This window comes from Hydrogenivirga sp. 128-5-R1-1, assembly GCF_000171895.1.
The window spans coordinates 34,831-60,870 of record NZ_ABHJ01000010.1 but is presented as its reverse complement, the minus strand read 5'-3'; the positions used below and the strand labels follow the sequence as shown (position 1 = coordinate 60,870).

The 26,040-nt window shown below is 52.2% G+C and carries 29 protein-coding genes and 1 tRNA gene; 10 read left to right on the top strand and 20 right to left on the bottom strand.

Annotated features, from left to right (window positions below; all coding sequences use genetic code 11):
* The 7 genes from HG1285_RS07990 to HG1285_RS08020 all read right to left on the bottom strand — a co-directional run.
* Positions 1-520, bottom strand: a 520-nt coding sequence (locus HG1285_RS07990) for a prepilin peptidase (RefSeq protein ID WP_008287778.1), incomplete at its 3' end; no start/stop codon positions are given.
* The gene (secF, locus tag HG1285_RS07995) at positions 520-1,401 is read right to left on the bottom strand and encodes a protein translocase subunit SecF (RefSeq protein WP_008287777.1); all 882 of its coding nucleotides are present in this window, start codon (positions 1,399-1,401) and stop codon (positions 520-522) included. The genes secF and HG1285_RS07990, both read right to left, overlap by 1 nt.
* A gap of 8 nt (positions 1,402-1,409) precedes the next feature.
* The gene (raiA, locus tag HG1285_RS08000) at positions 1,410-2,012 is read right to left on the bottom strand and encodes a ribosome-associated translation inhibitor RaiA (protein ID WP_008287776.1); all 603 of its coding nucleotides are present in this window, start codon (positions 2,010-2,012) and stop codon (positions 1,410-1,412) included.
* A gap of 26 nt (positions 2,013-2,038) precedes the next feature.
* Entirely contained in the window at positions 2,039-3,634 is a 1,596-nt protein-coding gene (locus HG1285_RS08005; RefSeq protein WP_008287775.1) for a hypothetical protein, read from the bottom strand.
* Positions 3,635-3,637: 3 nt separating this feature from the next.
* Complete coding sequence (locus HG1285_RS08010) at positions 3,638-4,435, bottom strand: enoyl-ACP reductase (RefSeq protein ID WP_008287774.1); 798 nt, start codon at positions 4,433-4,435, stop codon at positions 3,638-3,640.
* Between the two features lie 33 nt (positions 4,436-4,468).
* Positions 4,469-5,269 (bottom strand): 2-amino-3,7-dideoxy-D-threo-hept-6-ulosonate synthase, encoded by an 801-nt coding sequence (locus tag HG1285_RS08015; protein WP_008287773.1) that lies wholly within the window; start codon positions 5,267-5,269, stop codon positions 4,469-4,471.
* Positions 5,270-5,275: 6 nt separating this feature from the next.
* The gene (locus tag HG1285_RS08020; RefSeq protein WP_008287772.1) at positions 5,276-5,971 is read right to left on the bottom strand and encodes an energy transducer TonB; all 696 of its coding nucleotides are present in this window, start codon (positions 5,969-5,971) and stop codon (positions 5,276-5,278) included.
* 29 nt (positions 5,972-6,000) lie between these two features.
* Between HG1285_RS08020 and HG1285_RS08025 the strand changes: the two genes are divergently transcribed.
* Both HG1285_RS08025 and HG1285_RS08030 read left to right on the top strand, forming a co-directional pair.
* Positions 6,001-6,981, top strand: coding sequence for an NAD(P)H-dependent glycerol-3-phosphate dehydrogenase (locus HG1285_RS08025; RefSeq protein WP_008287771.1), 981 nt, complete (start codon positions 6,001-6,003; stop codon positions 6,979-6,981).
* A 129-nt stretch (positions 6,982-7,110) separates the two neighbouring features.
* A complete protein-coding gene (locus tag HG1285_RS08030) occupies positions 7,111-8,124 on the top strand; it encodes a potassium channel protein (RefSeq protein WP_008287769.1) in 1,014 nt (337 codons plus the stop codon).
* On the opposite strand, the gene HG1285_RS08035 is transcribed toward HG1285_RS08030, so the two are convergent.
* Both HG1285_RS08035 and rsgA read right to left on the bottom strand, forming a co-directional pair.
* Positions 8,121-9,287: an HDOD domain-containing protein gene (locus HG1285_RS08035; protein WP_008287768.1), complete on the bottom strand. Its 1,167-nt coding sequence runs from the start codon at positions 9,285-9,287 to the stop codon at positions 8,121-8,123. The genes HG1285_RS08030 and HG1285_RS08035 overlap by 4 nt on opposite strands.
* A 19-nt stretch (positions 9,288-9,306) precedes the next feature.
* A complete protein-coding gene (rsgA, locus tag HG1285_RS08040) occupies positions 9,307-10,194 on the bottom strand; it encodes a ribosome small subunit-dependent GTPase A (protein ID WP_008287767.1) in 888 nt (295 codons plus the stop codon).
* 54 nt (positions 10,195-10,248) lie between these two features.
* On the opposite strand from rsgA, the gene HG1285_RS08045 reads away from it, so the two are divergent.
* On the top strand, positions 10,249-10,575 hold the full coding sequence (locus tag HG1285_RS08045) for a hypothetical protein (RefSeq protein ID WP_008287766.1): 327 nt from the start codon (positions 10,249-10,251) through the stop codon (positions 10,573-10,575).
* Here the strand turns inward: HG1285_RS08045 and HG1285_RS08050 are convergent.
* The 3 genes from HG1285_RS08050 to HG1285_RS08060 are packed head-to-tail and all read right to left on the bottom strand — an operon-like array spanning position 10,565 to position 13,184.
* Positions 10,565-11,146: an aminodeoxychorismate/anthranilate synthase component II gene (locus HG1285_RS08050; RefSeq protein ID WP_008287765.1), complete on the bottom strand. Its 582-nt coding sequence runs from the start codon at positions 11,144-11,146 to the stop codon at positions 10,565-10,567. The genes HG1285_RS08045 and HG1285_RS08050 overlap by 11 nt on opposite strands.
* 24 nt (positions 11,147-11,170) lie before the next feature.
* Positions 11,171-12,505 (bottom strand): DNA repair protein RadA, encoded by a 1,335-nt coding sequence (radA, locus tag HG1285_RS08055; protein ID WP_008287764.1) that lies wholly within the window; start codon positions 12,503-12,505, stop codon positions 11,171-11,173.
* Positions 12,486-13,184, bottom strand: coding sequence for a succinate dehydrogenase/fumarate reductase iron-sulfur subunit (locus tag HG1285_RS08060; RefSeq protein WP_008287763.1), 699 nt, complete (start codon positions 13,182-13,184; stop codon positions 12,486-12,488). Before HG1285_RS08060 ends, radA begins: the two co-directional genes overlap by 20 nt.
* Positions 13,185-13,279: 95 nt before the next feature.
* Here HG1285_RS08060 and argH point away from each other — a divergent pair, with 95 nt between their 5' ends.
* Complete coding sequence (gene argH / locus HG1285_RS08065; protein WP_008287762.1) at positions 13,280-14,656, top strand: argininosuccinate lyase; 1,377 nt, start codon at positions 13,280-13,282, stop codon at positions 14,654-14,656.
* Here argH and HG1285_RS08070 read toward each other — a convergent pair.
* Entirely contained in the window at positions 14,653-15,600 is a 948-nt protein-coding gene (locus HG1285_RS08070) for a hypothetical protein (RefSeq protein ID WP_008287761.1), read from the bottom strand. The genes argH and HG1285_RS08070 overlap by 4 nt on opposite strands.
* Positions 15,597-16,136, bottom strand: a complete 540-nt coding sequence (locus HG1285_RS08075; RefSeq protein WP_008287760.1) for an FMN-binding protein — start codon at positions 16,134-16,136, stop codon at positions 15,597-15,599. Before HG1285_RS08075 ends, HG1285_RS08070 begins: the two co-directional genes overlap by 4 nt.
* A 125-nt stretch (positions 16,137-16,261) precedes the next feature.
* Between HG1285_RS08075 and HG1285_RS08080 the strand changes: the two genes are divergently transcribed.
* Positions 16,262-16,345 (top strand) — tRNA-Leu (locus tag HG1285_RS08080).
* Between the two features lie 12 nt (positions 16,346-16,357).
* Positions 16,358-17,140, top strand: coding sequence for a Gfo/Idh/MocA family oxidoreductase (locus HG1285_RS08085; protein ID WP_008287759.1), 783 nt, complete (start codon positions 16,358-16,360; stop codon positions 17,138-17,140).
* Here HG1285_RS08085 and HG1285_RS08090 read toward each other — a convergent pair.
* The 6 genes from HG1285_RS08090 to HG1285_RS08115 are packed head-to-tail and all read right to left on the bottom strand — an operon-like array spanning position 17,137 to position 21,215.
* The gene (locus HG1285_RS08090; RefSeq protein ID WP_008287758.1) at positions 17,137-17,877 is read right to left on the bottom strand and encodes a ferredoxin reductase; all 741 of its coding nucleotides are present in this window, start codon (positions 17,875-17,877) and stop codon (positions 17,137-17,139) included. The two genes, HG1285_RS08085 and HG1285_RS08090, sit on opposite strands and share 4 nt — an antisense overlap.
* A complete protein-coding gene (locus HG1285_RS08095; RefSeq protein ID WP_008287757.1) occupies positions 17,874-18,548 on the bottom strand; it encodes a thioredoxin family protein in 675 nt (224 codons plus the stop codon). The genes HG1285_RS08090 and HG1285_RS08095 overlap by 4 nt, the downstream gene beginning before the upstream one ends.
* A gap of 50 nt (positions 18,549-18,598) precedes the next feature.
* On the bottom strand, positions 18,599-19,255 hold the full coding sequence (locus HG1285_RS08100; RefSeq protein ID WP_008287756.1) for an endonuclease V: 657 nt from the start codon (positions 19,253-19,255) through the stop codon (positions 18,599-18,601).
* Positions 19,246-19,848: a TIGR00296 family protein gene (locus HG1285_RS08105; protein WP_008287755.1), complete on the bottom strand. Its 603-nt coding sequence runs from the start codon at positions 19,846-19,848 to the stop codon at positions 19,246-19,248. Before HG1285_RS08105 ends, HG1285_RS08100 begins: the two co-directional genes overlap by 10 nt.
* Positions 19,826-20,254, bottom strand: a complete 429-nt coding sequence (gene ybeY, locus HG1285_RS08110; RefSeq protein WP_008287754.1) for an rRNA maturation RNase YbeY — start codon at positions 20,252-20,254, stop codon at positions 19,826-19,828. Before ybeY ends, HG1285_RS08105 begins: the two co-directional genes overlap by 23 nt.
* The gene (locus HG1285_RS08115; RefSeq protein ID WP_008287753.1) at positions 20,187-21,215 is read right to left on the bottom strand and encodes a PhoH family protein; all 1,029 of its coding nucleotides are present in this window, start codon (positions 21,213-21,215) and stop codon (positions 20,187-20,189) included. The genes ybeY and HG1285_RS08115 overlap by 68 nt, the downstream gene beginning before the upstream one ends.
* Positions 21,216-21,298: 83 nt before the next feature.
* Here HG1285_RS08115 and htpX point away from each other — a divergent pair, with 83 nt between their 5' ends.
* The 4 genes from htpX to HG1285_RS08135 all read left to right on the top strand — a co-directional run bounded on the left by htpX (position 21,299) and on the right by HG1285_RS08135 (position 26,039).
* Positions 21,299-22,165 carry a zinc metalloprotease HtpX gene (gene htpX / locus HG1285_RS08120; RefSeq protein WP_008287752.1) on the top strand — a complete coding sequence of 289 codons (867 nt, stop codon included), beginning with the start codon at positions 21,299-21,301 and terminating at the stop codon, positions 22,163-22,165.
* Between the two features lie 85 nt (positions 22,166-22,250).
* The gene (locus HG1285_RS08125) at positions 22,251-22,886 is read left to right on the top strand and encodes a phosphoserine phosphatase PspA (RefSeq protein ID WP_008287751.1); all 636 of its coding nucleotides are present in this window, start codon (positions 22,251-22,253) and stop codon (positions 22,884-22,886) included.
* A complete protein-coding gene (locus HG1285_RS08130) occupies positions 22,861-25,413 on the top strand; it encodes a tetratricopeptide repeat protein (protein ID WP_008287750.1) in 2,553 nt (850 codons plus the stop codon). Before HG1285_RS08125 ends, HG1285_RS08130 begins: the two co-directional genes overlap by 26 nt.
* Positions 25,413-26,039, top strand: a complete 627-nt coding sequence (locus HG1285_RS08135; protein ID WP_008287749.1) for a MotA/TolQ/ExbB proton channel family protein — start codon at positions 25,413-25,415, stop codon at positions 26,037-26,039. The genes HG1285_RS08130 and HG1285_RS08135 overlap by 1 nt, the downstream gene beginning before the upstream one ends.
* Position 26,040 lies beyond the last annotated feature (1 nt).

Sequence of the window (26,040 nt, the reverse complement as noted above, 5' to 3'; positions counted from 1 at the left end):
GCCCTTCCATCTTCCTCACCCTTACGTAATAGATGTATATGAGAAACGGTATGGAGAAGCCTACGGCTGCGCCTACAAGACTTTGAATGAAGTTTATGTCGGAACGCAAGAGGGAGACCCCGAGCCCGAGGACTATCCCGGGGACGGTTATCACGTCTGGAAGTATGAAGAACTTTAGGTCTATCAGGGATACCACGAGCAGGGCGGAGAAGAATGCGTAGTAAACAAAGGCTTCTACGCTGAGCCCGAATTTGTGGTAGGAGTAAAGGGCGAGCAGTCCGGAGCTCAACTCAACGAGAGGGTACTGAACTGATATCCTTGCACCGCAGTTTCTACATCTGCCTCTGAGTATCAGGTAGGAGACGAGGGGTATGTTGTCATACCACCTTATCTTCTCCTTACACTCCGGGCAGTGGGAGTTGGGGAATACCACGGATACGTTTCGCGGCAGTCGGTATATGACGACGTTGTAAAAGCTCCCCAAGACGAGTCCCAAGAGGAAAACAGCCAAGTAATCCATCAGGCGGTCTCTTCTTGGGTGTCTTCCCTCTTAATCTTGACGAACCTGCTCATATCAAGGACGAAGGAGCTGGCTACGAAGACGGAGGAGAAGGTTCCGACCACCACACCCACCACGAAGGCGAACATTATGTTGGAGAGAGCGTAGCCCCCGAGGAAGAAGAGTACCGCAGCCGTTGCGAAGGTTGTCAGGGATGTCATTATCGTCCTTGAGAGGGTCTGGTTTATGGACAGATCCATAACCTCTTGAAGGGGAAGGGTCTTCCTTATCCTCAGGTTCTCCCTTATCCTGTCAAATATGACTACCGTGTCCGCCACCGAATAACCGGCCACTATCAGGAGCGCCGAGACCACCTCAAGGTTCACCTCCCTGTAGGTCAGGGAGTAAGCCCCCACGACTATGAGGACGTCGTGAACGAGCGCGAGCAGGGCACCCACACCCCAGACTGGCTGGAACCTGAAGGCTAAGTAGAGCAGTATTCCCCCGAGGGCTGTCAGTATTGCAAGGATAGCCTTTTCTCTCAACTCCTCGCTTATAACGCTGCCTATCCTCTCTTCCCTTATGAGCTCGTACTTCCCGAACTTTTCTATAGCCTTCTTCACAGCATTGAAGTTCTCCCCTTCCCTGACCTTTATTATGTAAGTGCCCTCCTTTGTCTCCTGGACTAAGAAGGACTCAATGCCAGCCTCCTTCACCGCCTTCCTTAGCTCACCTATGGGCGGGCTCTTCTCAAACCTCACCTCTATGACCTTACCCCCGGTGAAGTCAAGCCCGAGATTCAGCCCCTTGTGGTACAGCAGGAATAGACTTGCAAGTATCAGCAGGAAAGAGACACCGTAGGATATAAACCTGTACTTTAGGAACTCAAACCTGTAATCCATACCCTCTCCTAAAGGAGCTTACACTTCGTGTTTATTAGCCCGAAGTTGCCTCCCTTCTTGCGGTAGATTATCCTCAGGTTACCCGTCTCTATGTCTATAAAGGGCAGGAAGAAGGCGTGGTTCTGATCAAGTTCAAACATGGCGTCCTCAACACTCATGGGCTTGTCAAGGACGAGCTCCTCCTCAACCACCAGGGGCTTCTCCCTCTCCTCTGGAGCCACGGGCTCCGGCGTGTGCATCTGCTCCTTTATCTTTGCGGAGACCCGCCTCTGCTCCAACCTCCTCTGCTTGAGCTTTATGAGCTGTCTCTCTATCTCGTCCAAGACCTGGTCAAGGGCTGTAAAGACGTCCGTGTCCTCCTCCCAGGCGTGTATGGAGCCGTGGGGCACGTTCTTCAGGTACATGTGCATATCAACACGGTAGACTATGGGCTTGCTGTCGCCGGCGAAGTCCTTATGCCTTGAACGCACAGCCGATATGGAAACTATGACCTCAACCTGGTCTTCTCCAGCCTCTTTCAGGTACCTGTGGAATCTCCTGAGCTTCCCTTCAATGAAGCTCCTCATAGCGTCGGTTATCTGGACGTCAACGCCTCTGAACTCAATGTTCATCTCTTTACCTCCGGGTGTTTATTATTTTAACCGTAGTCTTCCACTCTCAAGGAAGGGTTCTTCAGAAGCCTGCCCGGCCTTACTCCCGGGTTGAAGGGCTGGCTCTCCTCGTAGGAGGATGGCACGAATATTACGTCATCTGCCACGTTGCTGTTTCTCTTGACCTTCAGCTTAGCCTCGCCTATCTCAACCCCCTCCCCTATGGAGAGCTTCTCTGCAGTTTTTGCGTTCATGTAGGCTAACTGCTCCCTCTCTATGTCGTGAGTCCAGACGTTCCAGTGCCCGAGCTCGTCAACGAGGGTGTTGTCACACACGAGGTAGAACCCTCCATCATCGGTGTCACGAACTTCCCACTCCTCATCAAGTTCCTCTATAAGAGGCATCTCTATATCGGCACCGCCTTCGGCGGCCTCAAGTCCTTCCGCCTCAATACCGATAGCCTCCAGCAGCTCCTTGGTTTCTCCTCCACCGAGCAGTTCGTGGAGGGCGAAGCTGTCCTCGGGAGCCTCCATCACCTTGGGAGATTTAGCCACCAGACCGAAGCCGTTCTTGTAAGCCAAAAACTCTCTCTCACTGAATAGTTTCGCGGGTACGACGAGCTCCGAGCTGTTGGCGGTGAGGTTGGGGAAGAGGGTAAGGTGTAGAGCCCTTTTGCTCCTTAAAACTCTGAGCTTGTCTTCCCCCATAAACATAGCTGGGTTGCCCGTCAGAACGAGGCTGTCCAGTCCCTCAAGGTCCTTCAGGAAGTCTTCCATGCTCAGGGTCTTTATAGGTGACAGGTTTCCGACGAGGGCGTAGTTCACCCTAAGCTTCTTCCTTATCCTCCTCAGGGCGTTGAGTACGTTTCCCTTCCACACGCTCCTCAGGAGCGTCTCTCCAACGAGTATAAGGGACTCCTTTACCAGGGAAAAGCTCTTCGCAAGCTTCTCAATCTCATCTTTGAAGGGCGTTTCCGGATTTTCACCTTCAATCACGCTTGCGAGGTCTTCAAGGAACCTGACCACCATAGGAGGTTTCACCAGTATCCTTCTGCTCGCTTTAGCCGAGGTCGTCCCGTACCTGGAAGAGACCGCCACTATGTAGGCGGAGCGCTCAAAGGCGTCAACGAGCCAGCGTGTAGCCATGACCTCCGAGAACACCGTCTCGCACTCAAGGGCGAGTATGACCCTTTGCTCACGCCACTCCTGGGGTCTTAACGTTGTAGGTCTGAAAGGGACGTAGACCGAGTCCGAGTACACACGCTCCGTCAGAGCGTTTGCGGCGGACAGGTCCCTAAGGTCTGTGTGTCTATCCAGAAATACGCCGACCCTCCCCCTTAGGTTTTCTTCCTTCCACCTGAGAACGCCTTCGGCGTCTATCTCACGGAACTCATCTCCGGTGCAAAGTAAGGGCTTGAGAACTCTCAGGGGGTTTGTGGAAGCTCCCTGTATCAGACTGAGCCCCTTGGTACACAGGCTACCTATGCCGTTCGGATCGTGAGGGTGTCCGTAGAGGTCTACGAGCTCTTTATCCTTCAGGTAGGCTATGTAGCCGCAGTAACATCCGCAGCCGAAGCATATACCACACCTTTGGGAGTCAAAGCTTTTAACCGTCAGGGGGACGTTCGTGGGCTTGAGGTGCATTGGTCACCCCTTCTCTTCCTCTTCTTTGCCGAACACACCCATTATGTGGTAGCCATTGTCCACGTGAATAACCTCTCCGGTAACGCCCCTTGACCAGTCGCTGCAGAGGTAAACGGCGGTGTCGCCGACGTCCTCTATGGTTATAGCCCTTCCGAAGGGATTTACCTTCGTGGTGTGCTCCATAAGGAGGTGAAAACCTGTTATGCTGTAAGCGGCGAGGGTTTTTACGGGTCCTGCGGATATGGCGTTTATCCTGTGTCCATGCTTGGCTATGTCGTAGGCGAGGTATCGCACCGTGCTCTCAAGGGCAGCTTTGGCTATCCCCATGACGTTATAGTGGGGCACCACCTTCTCGGCGCCGTAGTAAGAGAGGGTCACTATGGCTCCCTCCTTGCCCTCCATCAACGGAAGGAGTTCACGCGTCATGGCTATGAGGGAGTATACGGATATGTCCATGGCTATCTTGAAACCCTCCCTGCTCGTGTCCACAACGCCCGCCTTGAACTCATCCTTAGGGGCGAAGGCTATGGAGTGGACGAGTATGTCAAGCTCTCCCCACCTGTCCTGGAGAAACTCCTTCAGGGAGGTTATGTCTTCGTCTAAGGACACGTCACACTTTACCGTCAGGTCGCTTCCGAACTCCCGTGCTACCTCCTCAACCCTCTTCCTGAGCTTGTCGTTGGCGTAGGTGAAGGCGAGTTCAGCCCCCTCTCTGTGAAAGGACTTGGCTATACCGTAGGCTATGCTCCTGTCGTTGGCTATCCCAGTGATCAAGGCTTTCTTTCCCTCAAGAAGACCCATTTATTACCTCCTTAGGATGTATTGAAAAGGAAATTATGCCTGCCCGAGTACTTTCAGGGCTTCCTCAACCGTTCCGCACTCGTGAACTATCTTTGCCATAGCCCTGACCATAAGGGCTGGATCCTTAGCCTGGAATATGTTCCTGCCTATGGAGAGCCCCGACGCGCCTGCCTTGATAGCTCCGTGAACCATCTCAAGGACGTCCTTTTCGGACTTCATTTTGGGACCCCCTGCTATCACCACCGGTATGGGTGAGCCCTCCGTAGCTAAGCTGAAGCTCTCAGGGTCTCCCGAGTAGGGCACCTTGACTATATCCGCTCCGAGCTCAGCACCTATCCTCGCACAGTGAGCGACGACCTTGGGGTCATACTGGTTCTCTATCTTGGGTCCCCTTCCGTAGACCATGGCGAGAAGGGGTATCTGCCACTCCTCACACGCCCTTGAGACAACACCGAAGTCCCTGAGCATCTCCCTCTCCATATCCGCACCTATGTTTACGTGAATGGAGACGGCATCCGCCCCGAGTCTGATGGCCTCCTCAACGGAGCAGACGAGCACCTTGTCGTTCTTGGAGGGCGATAGGTCTGTTGAGGCGGAAAGGTGAACTATCAAACCTATGTCCCTTCCACCGCCCCTGTGTCCAGCCCTGACCATACCCTTGTGCAGGACAACGGCGTTTGCTCCACCTTCGGCGACCCTGTCAATAGCTCCCTTTATGTCCTTTATACCCTCTATGGGTCCAGAGCTGACCCCGTGATCCATGGGGACGATGATAGTCCTCCTCGTGGATCTGTTCATTATCCTTTCAAGTCTTACCATCTTGCCTATACCCATTCCAAATCAACCTCCTCGGAAGCTGAAGGTTATCTCTCCCACCTGTATCTCCTCGTCCTCAACCTTCTCAAACCTTATACCTCTCACGTAGGTGAGTAAAGTATTATCTATATTAACATTTCCGCTCCTCTGGAGCAGGAGAGCTTTGGTTACCCTTCCGTCCGGTGCCACCCATATCCTAACCCTGACACCGCTGGGAAACTCCGTGGATACGAGCTCTGGAACCGGAGGTGTGTATACTATGCTCCTCGTTCCCCCTTTTATCTTTACCTCCTTACCCGTGACTACCGCGGACAGAGAACCCACCTCCTTCTTCTGGGTCTTCTCTCTCTTCAGCCTGCTCTCTATCTTCTTCTCAAGGGCTGCGAGGATTGACACGTCCTCTTCCTTCTGGACTGGAACTTTCACGTCTCCCTTCTCGTGGGCTTTGGTAACCGTTGCACCCACCTTCCTCTTGGCAGCCGTTCCCTTCCTCGTCTTTGAGACCGTCTTCTTTGCTGTGGACTTAGCCTTTACCACGGAACGCTGTCTCTTGGGCTTCTTAACCTCAAGCTCCCTTATGTCCACGACCCTGAGGGGATATATCTCTGGCGTCTCCTTCACCTTGACTATGAACACCGTAGCGAGGAGGGAGAGCATTATGAGGTTTATGAGTATTGAGATAACCCAGTAGAGAAGCTCTTCAACGGCGCTCTTTAACATATTTGTTTCAATAGTATAATCCTTAAAAGATGAGGTTTGCTATCGTTGGCGGCGGGCGCTGGGGAGCGGCGCTCGGAGTTCACCTCGGACGTCTCGGGAACGAGGTTCTCATCTACGACAGAAACGATAAGGCTGTTGAGGAGATAAACAGGGGAAGGCATCCCTATACGGAGGGTGTGGAGGTTCCCGGTTTGGTGAAGGCTACCACCGAGCTTTCGGAGCTCGGTCTATTTGAGAACCTGATATGTGCCCTTCCAACCCAGAACGTAAGGGAGGTATTTTCCAAGCTTGACCTGAAGGGTAAGAGGGTCGTGAACGCCTCAAAGGGTATAGAGCTAAAGACCTTCAAGAGGGTGTCGGAGATAATAAGGGAGCTTGAACCTAGGTGTGATGTCTTTGCCCTCTCGGGACCATCCTTTGCAGAGGAGGTATCAAGGGGACTGCCCACCGCCGTCGTTCTGGCTTACGAGAGCGATGAGGAAGGGGCTCGGGAGCTTCAAAGGGCTATAAACGGTGAAAACTTCAGGGTCTATATAAACCCGGACATAGTTGGCGTTGAGCTGGGCGGAGCCCTTAAGAACGTCATAGCGATAGCCTGTGGCATATCGGACGGGCTCGGCTTCGGTTACAACGCCCGTGCAGCCCTCATAACGAGGGGGCTCGTTGAGATGACCCGCATAGGGGTAAGACTCGGAGCGAACAGGGAGACCTTCTTCGGTCTCTCGGGGGCTGGAGACCTTATACTCACCTCAACCTCAGACCTTTCAAGGAACAGAACCTTTGGACTCCTGCTCGGCAGGGGACTATCTCCGGAGGAAGCCCTTAAAAAGATAGGACAGGTGGTTGAGGGTGCCAAAACCGTTGAAGCCCTCAGGGAGCTCGTTGATAGGGAGGGGATTTACGCACCGATAACGGACGCTGTATACAGGGTCGTCATTCTTGGGGAGGAGTTGAAGGCTGTTCTTCGGGAGATGCTCCTTCGCTCTCCCGGGGAGGAGTTTGCTCTATGAGCTCTCCGTAGTAAAAGTACTCCCCGCACCTGTCGCACCTCCATATGCCTCCTCCACAGCACTCTACGATCTCAAGGGGGTATCCGCATAAAGGACAGCATTCCATGCCGATATAAAAATATAACTGTCATGTACAAGGAGACACAGGAATTCGTCAGGAGGGTGTGGAAGCTCTCAGCCCTGTATGTGGGGGTGCTCGTCGCCTCCAGCGTGATATTCGCCCAGATGGAAGGCTGGTCTTTCTTTGAAGCCCTATACCAGATAGTTATAACGGTGTCCACCGTTGGGTTTGCAGAGATAAACGAGGTTAGCCAGCTGGGGAGAGCCTACCTTATGGATATCATAGTCTTTCAGACGGGGTTTTTCGTATACGTCGCCTCCCAGCTCGCTTACCTGATAGCCGAGGGAAAGCTCGTTGAGATACTCAGGTACAGGAGGTTAATTAAGATGCTTGAGAAGATGCGTGATCACACGGTCGTGGTAGGTCTCGGTAGAACGGGACTCGCCATAGCGGAGACTCTCCAGAGCTTCGGAGAAAGGATCGTGGTCATAGAGAGCGATGAAGAGAGGATAAAACACTTCAAGGAGGTCTTCCCCCACGTTCCCGTGATAGAGGGCGACGCCAAGGAAGAGGAAGTCCTTGAGCTTGCCAAGGTAAGGGAGGCGAGGAGGTTACTCGTTAACACTTCTTCCGACAGCGAGAACATGTTCATAGTGGTCACAGCCCGCAGCATGAACCCAGACATCTTCATATCCTCAAGGGCTGTGAAGCCGGAGAACGAAGAGAAGCTCAGAAAGGCTGGGGCAAACCACACCTACACTCCTGAGAGTATGAGCGGCAGATCTATAGCCATCTCAGTTATAAAGCCGGACGTGTCCAGCTTCATCGCAGACGTTCTCCTCTCAGAGAAGGCTCCCTTCATGCTGGACTCGGTTGAGGTGCCGGAGGGCTCCCCAGTCTCGGGCAGAACGCTGGGAGAGTTTTACAACGAGGAAGTCTTCGGAACGCTCCTTGCCGTGGTCAGGGAAGGGCACTTCATAATAAACCCACCCCGTAAGACGAAGCTCCTCGCGGGGGACAGGCTTATAGTCTTAGGCAGTCTGGAGCAGATTGAAAACCTGCTGAGCACGGTTGGCTCTTAAGACATGAACGTGTTTACACTTTCTTCGGCGTAATTTAAATGTTCCTCAAGCTCTTCCCTGCTCAGACCGAGCCCCTTGATGAACCCCTCAAGCTCTTCACTCTCAAGCATGTCAATCAGCTTCAGGTAGGGCTGAAGGCTCTCTTCCTTGTAAAGCTCTGTTATCTCTTCGGGCAATTGAATTGAGTTGAAGAAGACCTCCGGTCTCACACCGAAGGCAGAAGGCATCTGATAAAAGAGACCTAAGAGAAAGAGCTTGTCCTTGGGCACGTTCGGTATGTTCTTGGAGAAGCTCTCAAGGAGGAAAGCGTTGGTCAACATCTTCTTGACGAACTCTATGAAGCTGGGGTCCTGACCGAAAAACTGGGACATCCAGACCGCTATCAGAAACTTCTTAAGGTTTTCCAGTCCGAGGTAGTTTATGGCGTTCCTTATGGACTCTATCTCCTTCCTGTGGGGAAAGAGGGGAGAGTTTACGTACTGGAGGAGTTTGGTGACGAGGGCTGGGTCTCCCTTTATGGTCTCGGCGAGGGAGTCCACGGAGGCGTCCTCGGACAGCATGGATATAAGCTTGGATACGGCAGCCTGCATGTGCTTGAGGGAGTTGATCACCAGAACGTCCTCGTACTCCCCCTCACAGAAGAAGTCAAACTCTGCTGAGGTCGCACTGTCCGAGCAACCTATGGTGAGCTTTCCCTCAAGGTTGATGGGCTCCTCCTCCGAATATACGTAGGTTATGTACTCGGAGAAGAGACCGAATACTTCCCTGTGGCTTGATATGAGCTTGCTGTGCATGGCAAAGAGGAAGCCCTCCTCCTGGTAGTGGTTGAAGAGTTCCTTCAGGGCGTTCACGTGTTTTGAGGTCAAAGCCTTTCTGGGGAGCGTCAGGTTCAGTATGAACTTGGTTCCATTCAGGACGTCTATAACAGACCTTGACACGAGCATGTCTATGGGTAGCTCAAGCAATCCCCTCCTGTTACCGAGGAGCTTTTCCTCCACCTCTGGTGAGTAGTTGGCGACGAGGTGTAGTACAAGACTGCTCGGACTTACGGGCTCCCTGTCCTCCTCCCACTTGTCAATCCATACCTTGTAAAAGGCTATATCGCCCGCACCGTCCCTGACGTTCTGCCTTTTGAAAATGAAAGAGCTGAGTTTTACCTCCATGCTTCACCCCTTCTATAATCTAACCACATAACTCCTTCAGCTCTTCAAGGTATTCCTTCAGCATCTTCAGGTAGCTCTTATACCTTTCGCAACTTATCTCCCCTCTTTTAAGGGCTTTCTTAACACCACAACCCGGTTCCCTCAGGTGCATACAGTCCGGGTACCTGCACTCGTGCCTGAGAAACTCCCTGAAGTAGTTCTTGACTTCCCTCTTCCTGACGAACTGGAGAGCCTCAACCCTTGAGAAGCCGGGCGAATCTCCTATAAATGCCCCGTTGCCCAGGGGTATCAGCTTTACACCCGTGGTCGTGTGCCTTCCCCTCTCCGTCTTCTCGCTCACCTCCCCAGTCCTGAGCTCCTCACCGGTTAGACGTTTGAGGATAGAGCTTTTGCCGGCTCCCGAGGGTCCAGCGAGGATACATATCTCTCCCCTGACAAGCTCAACTATCCTGTCCAGCCCCTCACCTGTCTCTGCGCTCACATGGACGACTTCGTAGTTAGCCGAGGTGTATATGTCGCTCCATCTGTTGAGCTCCTCCCTGTCCCGTGCTGTGAGAAGGTCAATCTTGTTGAAGACTATAACTGGCTCACACCCCACGTGGTCGTAAACTACGAGCAGACTGTCCAGCAGATAGTTGTCAAAGTCCGGTCTGCGAAGGGTCATAACGCATATAACCCTGTCCACATTTGCCACGGGAGGTCTTATCAGGACGTTTTTTCTTCTCTCTATGTCCTCTATTGCGAAGGTCTCCCCATCAACCACATTACCGACCACCCTGTCACCTGCGTATATCTTGGTCTTCTTGGTTACCCTTCCCCTGGGAATACCCCTGAAGTCCCTGTCCCTATCGGGGACGTAAACCCTTATAAGCTGTGCCACCCTCTCAACTACCAGACCCCTTTCCACACTAAACTCTATTCTATCTTGACGATGGACGTCCGTTAACAGAAGATACTCTTGATGCTGGACAAGTCAGAGCTTGATGAGGAACTCCTGAGGGAGATAGCGGGCATAGGAGGAGGATACGGGGAGAAGATAGAGAGGTGTATGGGGGAGATGGAAAGGATAGTGAGAGCTGTAGGCTACCTTAGGAAGAGGATTGAAAGGTCAAGGGGGACACCCAAGCTATCCATACGGCTCTCCGTCCGTTTGAGAAAGAGGTTCTGGGAGCTCCGGGAGGAGGCTCTAAGGCAGAGACGGTTCCTGATAATTTACAGGGAAGCCCTCGGGCTATTGAAACACAGAGAGGTCTTTGAGATATACAACGTTGAAAGGTTTACACTCTAACGGAGCAGAGCTCAAGGAAGTTCCTGAGTATGTCCATTCCGTGCTCCGACAGGACGGACTCGGGGTGAAACTGGACGCCGTAAACGGGGTAATCCCTGTGCTGGACGCCCATTATCTCCTCGTCTTCAGACCAGGCGGTCAGCTTTAGAACCTCCGGCAGGCTCTCGCGTTCAATTACGAGGGAGTGGTACCTGACCGCCGTGAAGGGACTTGGTATGTCCTTGAACACGCCTTCTCCGGTGTGGTATATCTGGGATACCTTGCCGTGCATAAGTCTCTTAGCCCTTACGATCTTCCCACCGAAGGCGACGCCTATGGACTGATGTCCTAAACACACGCCCAGTATGGGCGTCCTTTTATAGAAATTTTTCACGATCTCAACGGATACGCCAGCTTCCGCCGGCGTGCAGGGACCGGGAGATATGAGTATCCCGTCCGGGTTCATCTCCTCCACTTCTTTTATAGAGACTTTGTCGTTTCTTTTTACGGTGAGCTCAGCCCCGAGGGAACCGAGATACTGGACGAGGTTGTAGGTGAAGGAATCGTAGTTGTCAACGACGAGTATCTTCATGGGAAATAAATATAAACCTAAATCTCACAGGAGTGCCTCAACAGCCTCTCTGAGGTTTGAGACGGGCACCACCTCAACACCCTCCACCTCCATGCTTATACTTGAGGGTACGATAGCCCTTTTGAAGCCAAACTTCTGGGCTTCCCTCAGCCTGACGTCCCCGAAGTGGACAGCCCTGACCTCGCCGGAGAGTCCCAGCTCGCCGAATATGACCGTGTCCTCGGGTATGGTCTTGTCCTTCTTTGAGGAGGCTATGGCGAGTGCCACCGCAAGGTCTGCAGCGGGTTCCTTTACGGATAGACCTCCCGCCACGTTCACGAACACGTCCGAGTCCCGGGTGAAGACGTTAGCCTCCTTCTCGAGGATGGCAAGAAGGAGGGAGAGTCTGTTCACGTCAAAGCCCTGGGTCTTCCTCTGAGGAGTTGTATATAGAGCCGGTAGGACGAGAGCCTGAACCTCAAGGAGTATCGGTTTGCTTCCCTCCGTGTGGGGGAACACCACGCTTCCGGGCGAGTTAACCCTCTCACCTATGAAGAAGGCTGAGGGCTCGGGCACCTCTTCAAGACCGAAGTCCCCCATCCTGAAGACCGCAACCTCACCCGTAGAACCGAACCTGTTCTTGACAACCTTAACGACCCTATAGAAGTTGTATCTCTCACCTTCAAACTGAAGCACGGTGTCAACTATGTGCTCAAGAACCTTAGGACCTGCTATCGCTCCCTCTTTGGTTATCTGCCCAACTATGAAGCAGGGAACTCCCTTCTCCTTGCACACCTCTGCGAGCCTGAAGGTTACCTCCCTGACCTGGGAAACGGAACCTGCAGATGATTCCAGCTTCTCCGAGTAAAGGGTCTGTATGGAGTCTATGACCAGCAGGCTGGGCTCTTCCTGCTCAAGCACCTCAAGGACGTTTTCAAAAAGAGTCTCCGGATACAAGAGTATCTTCTGGCTTGATATCCCGAGCCTCCTGCCCCTTACAGCTATCTGAGAACCAGACTCTTCACCCGATACGTAGAGGACTTTTCCGTACCTAGTGTATCTTTCCGATACCTGAAGGAGTAGGGTTGACTTCCCTATCCCTGGCTCTCCCGCTATGAGGACTACCTGTCCCGGGACGAGTCCACCTCCCAGTGCCACATCAAGGTTTTCAAAACCAGTACTTCTCCTTTCACCGGAGTCCTCATCCCAGCTGTCTATGGATAAAACCTTAGCCTGAGTGGACACCCGGAGGATCTTTCCTCTCTCAACGAGTTCTTCAACGAAGCTGTTCCATTCTCCACAGGAAGGACACCTACCCTTCCACTTTACCGATTGGTATCCGCAGGACTGGCATACGTATCTAACACTTTGCTTTGCCATGCTCTTTAATATAGGTCATGAGCTCTCTTATCAGGGTCGCGGGCTCAACCTCCTTGGGACAGGAGGAGTTGCACTTGTCGCAGGAGAGGCAGTGGTAGAGATGCCCGTCAACGAGAGCCTCCTTCAATCTGAACTCCCTGTTTCCGTCCCTCGGGTCTTCAAGGAAGCGATAGAGTTTGGCAAAGAAGAGCGGTCCGGCGTAGTCCTCCTCAAGAACCTGTGGGCAGTAAGACTGGCACGCACAGCAGAGTATACAGTCTGCCGCCTTCTCAATCCGCTTGCTCACCTCCGGAGGAATCCTAACGTCGTCCTTGTAGTTATCTATCCATGTGTGGAAGCTCTTCATCCTGTCCACCACATCCCCCTGGTCAACCGCGAGGTCTTTTATTAAGGGGAACTTCTCCATGGGCTCAACCACTATCTCCTCACCGGTGAGCACGTAGGGGAGAACCTGTTCCTTGCAGGCGAGCTTAGGAAAACCGTTTATGAATACGGTGCACGTCCCGCATATTCCTGCCCTGCAGAAGTGTCTGAAGGTCAGTGAGGGATCATGGTTTTCCTTTATCCTGTGGAACACAGTCAGGAAGGTCATTCCCTCCTCGTAATCCACCTCAAAGGTATCGTAACCTTTACGCCCGTCGTCCGGATTGTATCTGAAGACCTTGAGCCTGACTTTCATGAAAGGATAATATAGCAGCAAGGAGAGTTTTTTCAAACAGGGTTTTTATATAAAGCCCGCAGGCTCAGGATATACAGTGGGTTAAAATTTCCCCTATGGAAAAGCCCTGGTCTGGAAGGTTCTCCGAGGAGACGGACGAGTTCGTTGAGGAGTTCACCGAGTCGGTGAGCTTTGACAGGGAGCTTGCCCTTAGGGATATAGAGCAGGACATAGCCCACGTGAGAACCCTTCATAAGGCAGGTGTGCTCTCCGATGAAGAAGCTAAAAAGCTCGTAGAAGGGCTTAAGGAGATAGAGAGAGATATAAGGGAAGGTAAGTTTGAGTGGAAGAGGGAACTTGAAGATGTCCACATGAACGTAGAGTTTGAGCTAACCAAGAGAGTAGGTGATGTGGGAGGTAAGCTCCACACGGGCAGGTCAAGGAACGACCAGGTTACCACGGACGAGAGGCTCTGGCTGAAGGAGGCTATAGAGGACATAGTCAGCCTCCTGAAGGAGCTCAGGAAAGCTCTCGTTCACTCTGCCGAGAACAGCCTTGATGTTATCCTCCCCGCCTATACCCACCTCCAGAGGGCACAGCCCATAAGGCTTGCACACTACTTTTTAGCCTTCAGGGAAGCCTTCCTGAAAGATACGGAGAGATTTCTGGACTGTTACAGGAGGGTTGATGAGCTTCCCCTTGGAAGCGGAGCTGTCGCCGGCGTTGATTTTCCCCTTGACAGACATTACACAGCCGGGCTTTTGGGCTTCAACAGGCTCGTAAGGAATTCTATATACGCCACCGCTGACAGGGACTTCATAGCGGAGTACCTCTTCGCCTGTGCCCTGACGGGTATGCACCTCTCCCGTCTCGCTGAAGACCTGATAGTTTGGTCTTCTGAAGAGTTCGGTTACGTGGACTTGCCGGACAAACTCTGCACGGGAAGCTCCATCATGCCCCAGAAGAAGAACCCCGACGTTCTTGAGCTTATAAGGGGAAAGACCGGGAGGCTCTATGGCAACCACCTCTCCATACTCACAACCCTCAAGGGTTTACCCACCGCTTACAACAGAGACCTTCAAGAGGATAAAGAGCCCCTCTTTGACAGTACGAGGACGCTAAGGGGATCCCTCTTCGGTATGAGGAAGGTTATAGAGGGTCTCAGCCTTAGAAAGGACAGGATGTATGCCAACGCGGGCAACTTCGTTCTTATAACGGATGTAGCCAACTATCTGGTGGAGAAGGGTGTGCCCTTCAGGAAAGCCCACCACATAGCAGGGGCGATAGTAGCCTACCTTTTAGAGAAGGGTAAGAGGCTTGAGGATATGACCCTGAAGGAGCTCAAAAACTTCTCGGAGCTCTTTGAGGAAGACGTGATGGAGCTCTTCAGTCCTGAAAAGGTCGCCGACAGAAGGAGAACCTACGGAGGCACATCAAGAGAAGAGCTCCTGAGGATGCTGGAAGTGGCAAAGAAGGAGGAGGGACTCTCTTAGAGAAGTATTATCGTCTTCGCCCTGTGCTTCAGTATTGAGACCATTATCAGTGTAGGCAGATAAACCATCATAAAGCTGAGCCCCAGGAAGGACAGAAGTTTCAGGTAGGCAAAGGAGGGGTCTAAGAACCTTATGAATACACCGCCGAAGTTGTCCAGCAGTGCGAGGGTCATCGTAAGGGAGCTGAGCATGATCTTTCTCTTAGCGCTCGTGAAGAAGACGAAGTGAACCAGGGTGAAGAGGTATATACCCATAGTTATCAGGTGAGGGGTAACAACGCTCAGCAAGCCGCTGAGGGTCTTTGGTCTGAGGAACTTTTCCGGAGAACCGAGGTAGTACTCTGCCACGCTACCGGGCGTTATACCGATCTTGTTAACGAATAAAAAAAAATTCACGAAGGTGAAGAGCAGCGTGGAGAGAGAGAATATGAATACCAGGGAATAGAGGACTGAGCGCTCAGGAGGCTCCTCCTTTTCCTTGGACAGATAGAGCTTCAGGGCGAGAAGAAGCATAGCTCCCGTTGATATCTGAAAGGCATAGAAAAGCATGAGCTTCACGTATATGAAAGCGGGGGACAGGTAGTAAACCAGGAGCCCCGACAGAAGCTCAAGCACTCCCGAGAGGAAGGAGATAAGTATAAGGGTGTACTTAACCCTGTCCCTTATGCACTTGTGTATGAATATGGAGGAGAGTACGAGTATGAAGGTAACGTGCAGGAAGAGCTGTATGTGTATGTCCTCGTAAAGTTGTCCGAGGGGAAGCCTTTCGGGAAACTTGACGTCCGTGAAGAAGTAAGTGTACATCTTCTCATAGGTGAGCCCGAACTTGAAGTGGTAAAGCAGCCAGCTCAGAACCCAGTAAAGCAGGGAGGACAGCAGGAAGAAGACGACAGTTATGTAAAGGGGGGCATTGTTCTTTATGTTTGACGAGATGAAAAACCTCATCGCTCTTTACCTTCAAAGAGCACTTTCCAGACGGCTAAAGCCCTGCGTGCCGCCTTGGTTATAGCCCTTGCTGTAAGGGTAGCTCCCGTCATGTTTGGTATGTCCCTCCTCAGCCTGAGGGCATCCCTGTCCAGGGATTTACCCTTAAAGAGGTTCAACCAGTTTTCGTCAGCCATGTACTCAAGGGGTTCGTTGAAGGAGAGAACCTCAATGAGCTCTATCTCTCCCTTGGGATTTACAACGAACAGCACGCTCTCGTTGTGGGTTCTGACCCTGTGAACGTCCACGTAGCCGTAAGCTATGACCTTCCCCTCCTTCTTCACCAGGTATACCGATATTAATCGGGTCTCAAGGGGAACTTTTGCAATCTTCTCTATCCTGTCCCTTTGGTCTTTGGTTATTACTATGTTCCTGACCTCAACCTCTGCCCCGGGGAACAAAGCTTTAAGGGCTCGTTCCGGTGTGTTGAAGTCCCTCTCCTGTGAGAAGCTGAATAGTCCGAGGGCTGTTAAGAGCAGAACGACAAATTTTCTCATCGTTAGAAAATTATAAAGGAAATTTACATTCAATCTCAATTTTGAGCCTCCCAACTGTATCAGCATATTAGAATTTACTTATACGAAAGGCTCCTTCAAGGCTGTGGGCTATAATTTATTGCTGAGCCGGAGTGGCGGAACTGGCAGACGCGGGGGACTCAAAATCCTTTGCCCGCAAGGGCGTGCGGGTTCGACTCCCGCCTCCGGCATGAGGTAAAAGCATGCACGTTCTCCTCGTTGGTCTCGGCAACATGGGTATGAAGTACCTCGCCAAGTTAGAGGAGCTTGAGGAGCTCCCAGTTCTCTGTGATGTTGATCCCTACAAGAACGTCAAGAAGTACCCCTTTTATTGCCACTTCGGGGATATAAAGGAGGATATAAAGAGGGCGATAGTTGCCGTCAACCCGGAACATCACGTTGAGATAGCTGGAGAGTTCCTTGAGAAGGGAATACCCGTGCTCCTTGAGAAGCCTCCAGCGAAGACGAGCACCCAGTTCAGACAGATAGCCCAGAACGAGGGACTTGAGGTGTCCGAGATAGAGCTGTACTCCTTTCCCGTAAAGAACTTCCCAAGGGATCTGGAGATTGAGAGTATACACATAGAGAGACTCAACAGGGGTAGGGGATACATAAACCCCCTGTGGGACCTCGCCTGGCACGATATGTACATACTGCAGTACCTCTTCGGTGGGCTTGAGCTTGAAAACTTCAGCGAGGGCGAGGTTTGGGAACTGACCGGACGCGCGGGCGGCGTCCCCTTCAAGTTGAGGGTAGCGTGGGAGTATAAGGGTGACGTCGTTAGGAAGTGGACGGTAAAGACCTCCCAGGGGGAGGTGGTTATGGACCTCCTGAAGGAGGAGATAGCTTACGGCGGCAAGGTTTTAAAGAAGAAAGAAGGTGACAAGCTCAGGGAGATGGTGGACGACTTCCTCAAAGGTAGGAGGAGAGAGGGTTCAGCCTTAAGGGCGCTGAGGAACCTTGAACTCCTTGAGTCCCTCCTTTAGTCGTACTTCTCCGTCTTTATCTGCTTCCTATCAACACCGAGCTCCGTTAGGAGAGCCTTCATGTCTTCAACGAAGGTTGGGGGACCACAAAGGTAGTAGAGGTTTGCCGGGAGGTCTTCAATCTCGCTGAGAACCATGTCCGCGTTTATCCTTCCCCTGTACCCTTTCCAGTCTTCTGGTGCGTTTCTCGTGAGGGTGATCCTGACCTTTATGTTTGAGTGCTTTGCGAGCTCTTCAAGCTCCTTTCTGTATATTATCTCTTCGTAGGAAGTGTAGGACACGAGCATGGTAGCCTTGACGTTGTGTAGTTCTTTGTCCCTTATATACCTGAGTATACACATCAGGGGAACCACACCGCTGCCCGCCCCCAGTAGGACTACCCTTGTGGAGAGACCTTCAGTCCAGTAGAACTTCCCGTAGGGACCCTTTATGTAAAACCTGTCGCCCTCTTTCACTTCCGTCGTAAGTATCACCGAAGCCTTACCCCCTTCCTTTCTCCTTACCGTTAGCTCAAGTCTGTCCCTCTGCAAGGGGCTTGAGGCTATGGAGTAGGCTCGTTTCAGCTCCTCGCCTGTGGACGGATAGGGAACCTTTAGCATGACGTACTGACCGGGGTAGAAGTCAAAGTCCTGACCCGATATATCAAAGACGAGGGTCTTTGTGGTAGGGGTCTCCTCCCTTACCTCAACGACGGGCGCTACGAACTCTACCAGGGGCTTCCTTTCAAGCTCTATCACTGCACGCCTTCCTTCTTGAGTTTTTCGTAGGTAGCTATTATATAACCGAGGAAGGCGTTCTCGGGTTGTGCGCCCACAAATTCAGCCACGCCGTTGTTTATGACCACCTTGGGAACACCTACAACCTGAAACTTCTCCGCCAAGTCCTGGTTCTCCGAAGCGTCCACCACCTTCGCCGTTATGTAGTCGCTTGCGAGGGCGAAGTTGTAAGCCATAACCGCGGCGGCAGGGCAGTATCCGCAGGAGGTCGTGACAAAAACCATTATCTCTATGGGTATGTCAACGTCCTTGATGAGCTCAAGCGTCTTCTCCGAGAGGTTTGGCTCTCTCTTGGACACCTGTATTATCCCCTGAACCAGGGTGCTGAACTCAAGCCCTGCGGGAAGACCTATGTACCTTATCCCGTAGTCCTTGTCGCCCTCAATTACTATGGTGGGTATCCTGTCAACACCGTATTGCTCTGCGAGCTCCTTCTCAAGGACTGGGGAGTGAACTTCGTACTTTATCCTGTCCTCGCCTGCAACCTCTGCGAGCTCTTTCACGAGCTCCTCGGTAGTCTGACAGCTGTCACACCCTATAGCCTGAGAGAACACCTTGATGCTAACAGGCTCCTTAAACTCCTTGTCAAATATATCCTTTATCTGCGCCCTTACGTCCAATCCTAAGAGCATCTTCACACCTCCTTAGGAATATTAATATATTCTAATGTTCTTAACTTACATCAGAAAAGACTCCTTCTCCTGACACTCTGGAGTAGGTTGTGGGCAAGCCTCGTTGGCTCGGGAATTCTATACCTTGACGTCTTCAGTACGAGATCCATGGCCGTATTCAGGCTTATCCTGTGACCGACGGAGACGAACACGGGAGCGGTTCTATCTCTGGTTCTCAGGACGGCGCCCACTATCCTGCCCTTGAACTTCAGGTAGGAGTAGTCCCCCCTCTTCTCCCCGGGCTCGTCATAGTAACCGAACAGCTTGGACTTGGCAACACCCACGCTGACCTCACCCGTCTCAACTCCGAAGTGGGAAGCTATGCCACACCCTCGTGGATGCGCTACCCCCTGCCCGTCCACGAAGAAGACGTCCGGTTTAACCTCTGTTCTCTCATAAAGCTTTAAAAGCAGGGGCATCTCTCTAAAGGCTAAGAAGGTGGGTATGTAAGGGAAGCTGACCCTGTCCTCAACCACGAGCTCGTAAACGGGCTTAAGGGTTTTCAGCTCAATGACCACCAGGCTCGCCCAGGCACGGGTGGGGTTGTGCCTTATGTCTTCAAAGGTCAAGTCCATACCACCCACCGTTTCAATACGAGCAAAGTCGTCCCTCTGCACGACCTTTCTGGCACACTCAAGCTGGATTCTCTTGAGCTCCTCTACCGACAACTCCCGGTCTCTACTTTCACCACCTCTCCCCAGGGCTCAACCTCCTCAAATATTTCACTCTCAAACTTGAAGACCCTCGCCTTCGGGTCTTTCCAGCAGTTTCTATCAAGACCTGCCTTCAGGCAGGTGTGCTCCAAAAATTCTACAGGACTCCATCCGTATCGGGGAGCTACCTGTGGCAAGAGTAAGCCCTTTGCGCCGCCCAGCTCAACTATGAGCCCGTCCCTGCACACCTGTATGCCTTCGGGAAGCTCACCCTTGGGCACCTCCTTCGGTTCGGTGAGTATTGAGAGCTCCCATACTACCCTGTCAACCTCGTTCTCGGTAAGGGGCGGGAAACGGGGGTCTTTGAAGGCTGCGCTCACCGAAGAGTAGATCACGCCGTACCACAGGGGATACTGTGGGTAGGGAACGCCTATGCAACCCCTTAGTTCCTTCTCCGGATAGGTCAGGAGCGTGGTAAATACGCCCCTTTTCTGGGCGTACCTCTCCTTTATACTCTCAGGAATTTCAAGCTCTGCACCCTTCAGGACGCCGACCACGGCAGCCCTTCCGAGGGCTATCAGCTCCTTAGCCTCTTCCAAGTTCAGCATTAACCCTCTCCTCAAGAGCCCGAAACCTCTCTTCCTCCTCTCCTCCGAGTTCGTGGTCGTAGCCCAAGAGGTGTATTATCCCGTGAGCCAACAGCCTGCTGACCTCTTCCTCAAGGGTGTGTCCCAGCCCTTCAGCCTGTCTCCTGGCTGTATCAAGGGATATGACCACATCGCCGAGTATGAGCCTGCCGGCTACCTCCTCACCTATAGGGAAGGAGAGAACGTCCGTTGGTCTGTCCTTACCGCGGTAAACTCTGTTGAGCTCCCTTATCTCTTCGTCGTCGGTCAAGAGTATGCTGAGCTCCGAGTTTTCAACACCGAGCACCCTTAGTATAAGCTCAGCCCTCTTCCTGAGCCACGTCTTCTTGAGTCTCCTCTTCCTTAGCTTTATCTCTATCTCGTTCATGAACTTCGTAAGCCTCTATTATCCTCGCCACTATGGGGTGCCTGACCACGTCGTCCTGGGAGAACCATACGAACTCTATGCCAGGAACTCCTTCAAGAACCCTGAGAGCCTCAACGAGTCCCGAGTGTTCCTTCTTGGGCAGGTCTATCTGGGTTATGTCTCCCGTTACGACCACTTTGGAACCAAAGCCTATACGGGTGAGAAACATCTTCATCTGTTCCTTTGTGGCGTTCTGGGCTTCGTCCAGTATTATGAAGGCATCGTTCAGCGTCCTGCCCCTCATGAAGGCTAAGGGGGCTATCTCTATTATGTTCCTCTCAAGCATGTACATCGCCTTGTCGTAATCCACCATGTCGTAAAGGGCGTCATACAGAGGTCTGAGGTAGGGGTCAACCTTTTCGGCTATAGTCCCCGGCAGGAAGCCGAGCTTTTCACCTGCCTCCACAGCAGGTCTGGTGAGGATTATCTTGCTTATCTTCTGCTCCTTGAGGTGCGACAGGGCTGTTGCCATGGCGAGATAGGTCTTCCCAGTACCGGCAGGACCTACTCCGAAAACGACATCGTTATCCTTTATAGCCCTAACGTATCTCTTCTGGGTCTCCGTTTTGGGCGATATAGCCTTACGCCTGTGGGTTATAAGGATTATCTCCTCTTCCTCTTCGGGTATATCCTCGTGACCCTCAGCCTTTTCAAGGAAGTCCTTGGCGTAGTCCCTGACCTCTTTGGCGGTGAGTCTTTCCCTCTCAAGGCGGAGCATAACAGCCTTCAGGAAGGATACGAACTTTCTAACCTTATCATCCTCTCCCTTTACTATCAACTCGGTGCCACGGGGAACTATACGGACGTCAAATACCTTGGAGAAGTACCTTACGTTCTCGTCGCCCCTTCCGACTATCGCGTAAAAACGCTCGTCGTACCTGCCGAGGTCTACTCTCTCTTCCGATGCAACCTTACTGTTCATTCCCTATTGACTTTACCGAAGCCGTAGAATAAATATAAATCCAGTACTGCGGAATTACAACCACCCGAAGGAGGTACGGAAACATGGCATACATGCTGAGGACTGCTGTGCTCCTCGGACTGCTCACTGGGATACTGCTGTTCATAGGACACCTCATGGGCGGTCAGACCGGCGTGGTGATAGCCTTCATAATAGCCGCCGTGATGAACTTCATGTCCTACTGGTTCTCGGACAAGATAGTCCTGTCAATGTACAGGGCTAAGGAGATAAGCCCGGAGGAGGCTCCATGGCTTCACAGGATCGTTGAGGAGCTCTCCAGGAAGGCAAATATACCAAAGCCAAAAATTTACCTCGTCCCAATGGAACAGCCCAACGCCTTCGCAACAGGCAGGGGTCCCGGGCACGCTGCGGTGGCTGTTACGAGGGGAATCCTTGAGATACTTGATGAAGAGGAGTTGAAGGGAGTTCTCGCCCACGAACTCGCCCACATAAAGAACAGAGACGTTCTGGTGGCTTCAATCGCCGCAACCATAGCGGGTGCCATATCCATGATAGTCAACTGGCTCCAGTGGGCTCTGATATTCGGATGGGGAAGGGACGAGGAGGACAACAACCCTCTGTCCCTGGTAGGCAGCATACTCCTCATAATAATAACGCCCATAATAGCTGCGATAATTCAGATGGCCATATCCCGCTCAAGGGAGTACCTCGCCGACGAGACGGGAGCTTACATCTGCGGTTGTCCCCTTGCGCTCGCCAGAGCCCTTGAAAAGATACACAACTACGTCACCCAGGTGCCCGCTCGGGTGAACGAGGGCACAGCCCACCTGTTCATAGAGAACCCTCTCAAAGGAGAGGGTCTGATGGAGCTCTTCTCAACACACCCTTCAACTGAGAAGAGGATCGCCCGCCTGGTGGAGATAGCGAGGAAGATGGGGCAGGTTGCCTGAGGCCTCCCCGTCCTTCCGGTGACCCTTTAGTGCTGCTCCTCTGAGTCCGGGGTTTCCCTTGTGATAGAATACTAAACCTGTATAAATGCTGAAGCTCATAATAGTTAGACACGCTGAGAGTCAGTGGAATCCCCTTGGACGTTATCAGGGTCTCCTGGACCCGGAGCTAACCGAAAGGGGAAAGGCTCAGGCAGAATCACTCGCCTACGAGCTCAGGAAGGAGGAGGTCGTCCGCATATACTCCTCCCCCTTAAAGAGAACCTATCAGACTGCCAAGATACTTTCGGACAAGCTGGGAGTTCCCCTTTACAGGGAAGAGAGGGTTATAGAGATAGACCACGGGAAGTGGTCTGGTATGCTCGTTGAGGAGGTTAAGGAAAAGTACCCGGAAGAGTTTGAGAGGTGGATAAGGGAACCCCACAGGGTACAGTTTGAGGACGGTGAGAGCCTTGAGGACGTGTTCAATCGGGTGAAGGACTTCCTGAGCTACGTAAAGGATAAGCACAGGGACGAGACGGTGGTGGTTGTGTCCCACACAGTTCCTATAAGGTGTATGTACTGTGCCCTCCTTGACATAGACCTGTCCAGGTTCTGGAGCTTTGGGTGCGATAACGCCTCCTATACGGTCGCCGTCATGGAGGAGGAGAGGAACGTTCTTCAGAAGTTGAACATAACCTGTCATCTGGGGGAGTTGTATGTGGAAGCTCACAGGGCTCTTTAAATTCCTGCTCCTCTTCGTAGCAGTGTCCCTGGGAGCGGGTCTGAGCGAGAGAATAAGTCTTAAAGTCAAGGTAGTAGGCAGGATAGTTGAAGAAAAGCCGAGGCTTATGCCACCCGACAGGGTCTCTATAAAGAGGGAGGTATCTCCCCTTGATCTATCCTACGAGCTCCTTGAGCCCCCGAAGACCGTTGAGGAACCTGAGATAGAGATACCCAAGAACGGCGGTGCCTGCGGGTCTCCCAAAGATAAGGCTTACTACATAGCAGGGCTCAGATACTACAAGGAGGGCAAACTGAAGAGAGCCGAGAGCAGGTTTCTGGACGTTCTGTCCCTCCAGAGTTCTGCCTTCGTGCCCCAGTCCGAGTATATGCTGGGACTTATATACGCCAAGACCAATAGGGAGGAGGCTCTCAAATTCCTTGAAAGTTCCTGCTCGGCTCAGCACCCCTTCAAGCAGGCTGCCTGTGAGACCTTCTACGCCCTTGAGTTCAGGATAATGGGCGAGCCCGTCCAGACGGACGCTCCGGAGCTGTGGAAGGTCGTTTACGAGATAAAGTCCGGCGGGAACATAACCCCTCCCGAGTGCAAGAACGTGGTCTTCAAAAGATACTGCGGGTACGTGGAAGACTTCGCCGAGGGTAGGGTGAACGAGGACTATTTGGAAAGCACCGAACTCAGGAAGGCGATAGTCCTCCTTAGCAGAGGCGATAGGGTAAATGCGAGGCTGATATTTGAGAAGTACAACAGACCCCTCAGCAGGTACAGAGAGGTAGCCCTTTACTACTTAGGGGTTATAGCCCTGAAGGAGGGCAATAAAAAGAAAGCCTACAGGTTGGCTTCTCTTCTGGAAATCTCTAACAGAGAGTATGCGGAGCATCTCTACCTGATGCTCTCTGGAGAGGACGTGCTCCTTTCCAAGATAGCCTACGAGGTCACCGGCTCAAAGGAGGTTCTGAGGAGTGCGGGCGTTCACTCCTACAACAGGGGCGATTACAGGATAGCCTATGCGGAGTTCACCAAGTCTGGAGAGTATCTCCTCGCCGCATACTCGGCTATAAAGGAGGGGGACTATCAGAGGGCTTACGAGTCCATCAGGCAGGTAAAAGACAGAAATAAGGAGTTCTACCTCTGGCTGCTGGAGGTGCTCTACTGGCTCGGCAGGGACGAGGAGATGGAAAAGACCCTTTCGGAGATAAAGGATAAGTATCCCGAGCTTTACAAGGAGTACAAGGGCTGGCTCGCTTTCAGGAAGGAGAAGTGGCTTGAGGCTTACAGGCTCTTTGACGACCCCTACCATAAGGCGCTCGCCCTCTTCAATGCGGGCAGGTATTCGGAGGTTATAAAGGTTCTGAAGGGTAAAGAAGACCTCAAGAGCAGGCTCCTGAAGGCTAAGTCGGCTATATCCATAGGCAACGGTGCCCTCGCGAGGAAGTTCCTTACGGAGGAGAGCGGCGAAGAGATATACCTGATGGGCATGAGCTTCTTCATAGAGGGCAAGTACCGTGAAGCTATAGCCTACTTCAAGAGGTTGCTTGATAGAGGGGAGTTCAAGAGTAAAGCTCTCCTCAGGATCGCGGACTCCTACTACAACCTAGGCAACTACGAGAGAGCTAAGGAGCTTTACAAGGAGATACTGACCTTCTACCCGGACTCTACGGAAGCCTTTGACGCCACGCTTGCCCTCGCCCAGATAGAGCTCCAGAAGCCCACGAAAGACCTGGAAAAGCTCGTGAGGGACTTTGAGAGGAAGTTCCCGGGCTCACCTATGATTACAGACCTGAAGTACCAGCTTGCAAACCTTTACATAAAAGAGGGTCGGAGGAGCGAAGCGAGACGCATCCTTGAAGAGTTATTAACCAAGGAAACATACAGAGCTAAAGCCCTGATAAAGCTAGCTGAGATAGAGGAAGACCCCCGCAGGAAGGAGGAGCTTCTCAAGGAAGCCCTCATGAAGGGTAGCGGTGAGGACAAGGAGAGGGCTACCGCCTTGCTCATGAACCTCTACCTTGAGAAGAAGGAGTTTGAAAAGCTCGCAGACTTCCTCAGGAAAGGTGACTTTGATGACAGGAAGAGGGCTCTTTCCATATACATATCCGAGAACATAGAGAAGGCTATTGAGCTGTTTGAGGAGCTCTACAGGGAGAACCCCCAGGATGAGGAGCTGAAGGCTAAAGCCCTTGAGCTATACGACAGGACTAAGGGTAAAAAGTACCTCAAGATAGCGAAGGAGAGCCAGAATCCCAAGGTTAGAGCCCGTGCACTCTACCTTCTGGGTATCATAGAGAAGAAGAGGGACAGGAATAAAGCCCTTGAACACTTCATAGAGGTAGTCCTGTCCTCCGAGGGCGTTCAGCCCTACTACAACAGGAGCATACTGGAAGCCGTGGACATACTGGTATCCCTTAAGGCGAGAAAGGACGCCTCCTGTCTGCTTGCGAAGCTTGACCCACGTTACCTCACAAAGAGGGACATAAAAAAGGTTAAGATATTGAAAAAGAAGCTTCCAAAGTGTGAGGTGAAGAAGTGATGGAGGGAGCATTCGGACAGATACTTGAGCTTATAAGAAAGGGCGGTATAGTCATGTACCCCCTCATAATACTCTCCGTTATATCCTGGGTCTACATAATTGAGAGGGTGATAAACCTGCGGGCAAACCTGTTCCTACCCTCAAACCTGAACGAGGTCAAGCTCTTACTCCAAAAGATGGACGTTGACGGCGCCTATAAGGTTCTGTCCTTAAACAGGGATACCTTCTCAAGGGCGCTCAGGGCTGCACTGGAGGAGTACCTAAAGGGAAACAGGAAGAAGTCCGACCTCTCCCTTCTGATGGAGAGGGAGCTCTCCTCGGTTGTGCCGGCCGTTGAAAAGAACCTCATGCTCCTATCCGCCATAGCTTCCATAGCACCACTGCTGGGTCTGTTCGGCACCATAACCGGTTTAATAAAGGTCTTCTCCGCCTACGCGTCCGTTCAGACGGAGGAGGCTCTCAGGTTACTCGCATCGGGTATAGGTGAAGCCCTTACGGCGGCTGCAACCGGTCTCATAGTTGCCATACCCGCCCTGTTCGCCTACTGGGTGTTCAGGAATCTGGGCAACGACATAATTGAGAAGGTTGAGAAGGAAGCACGTGACGTGCTTGACCTCCTGGAGTGAA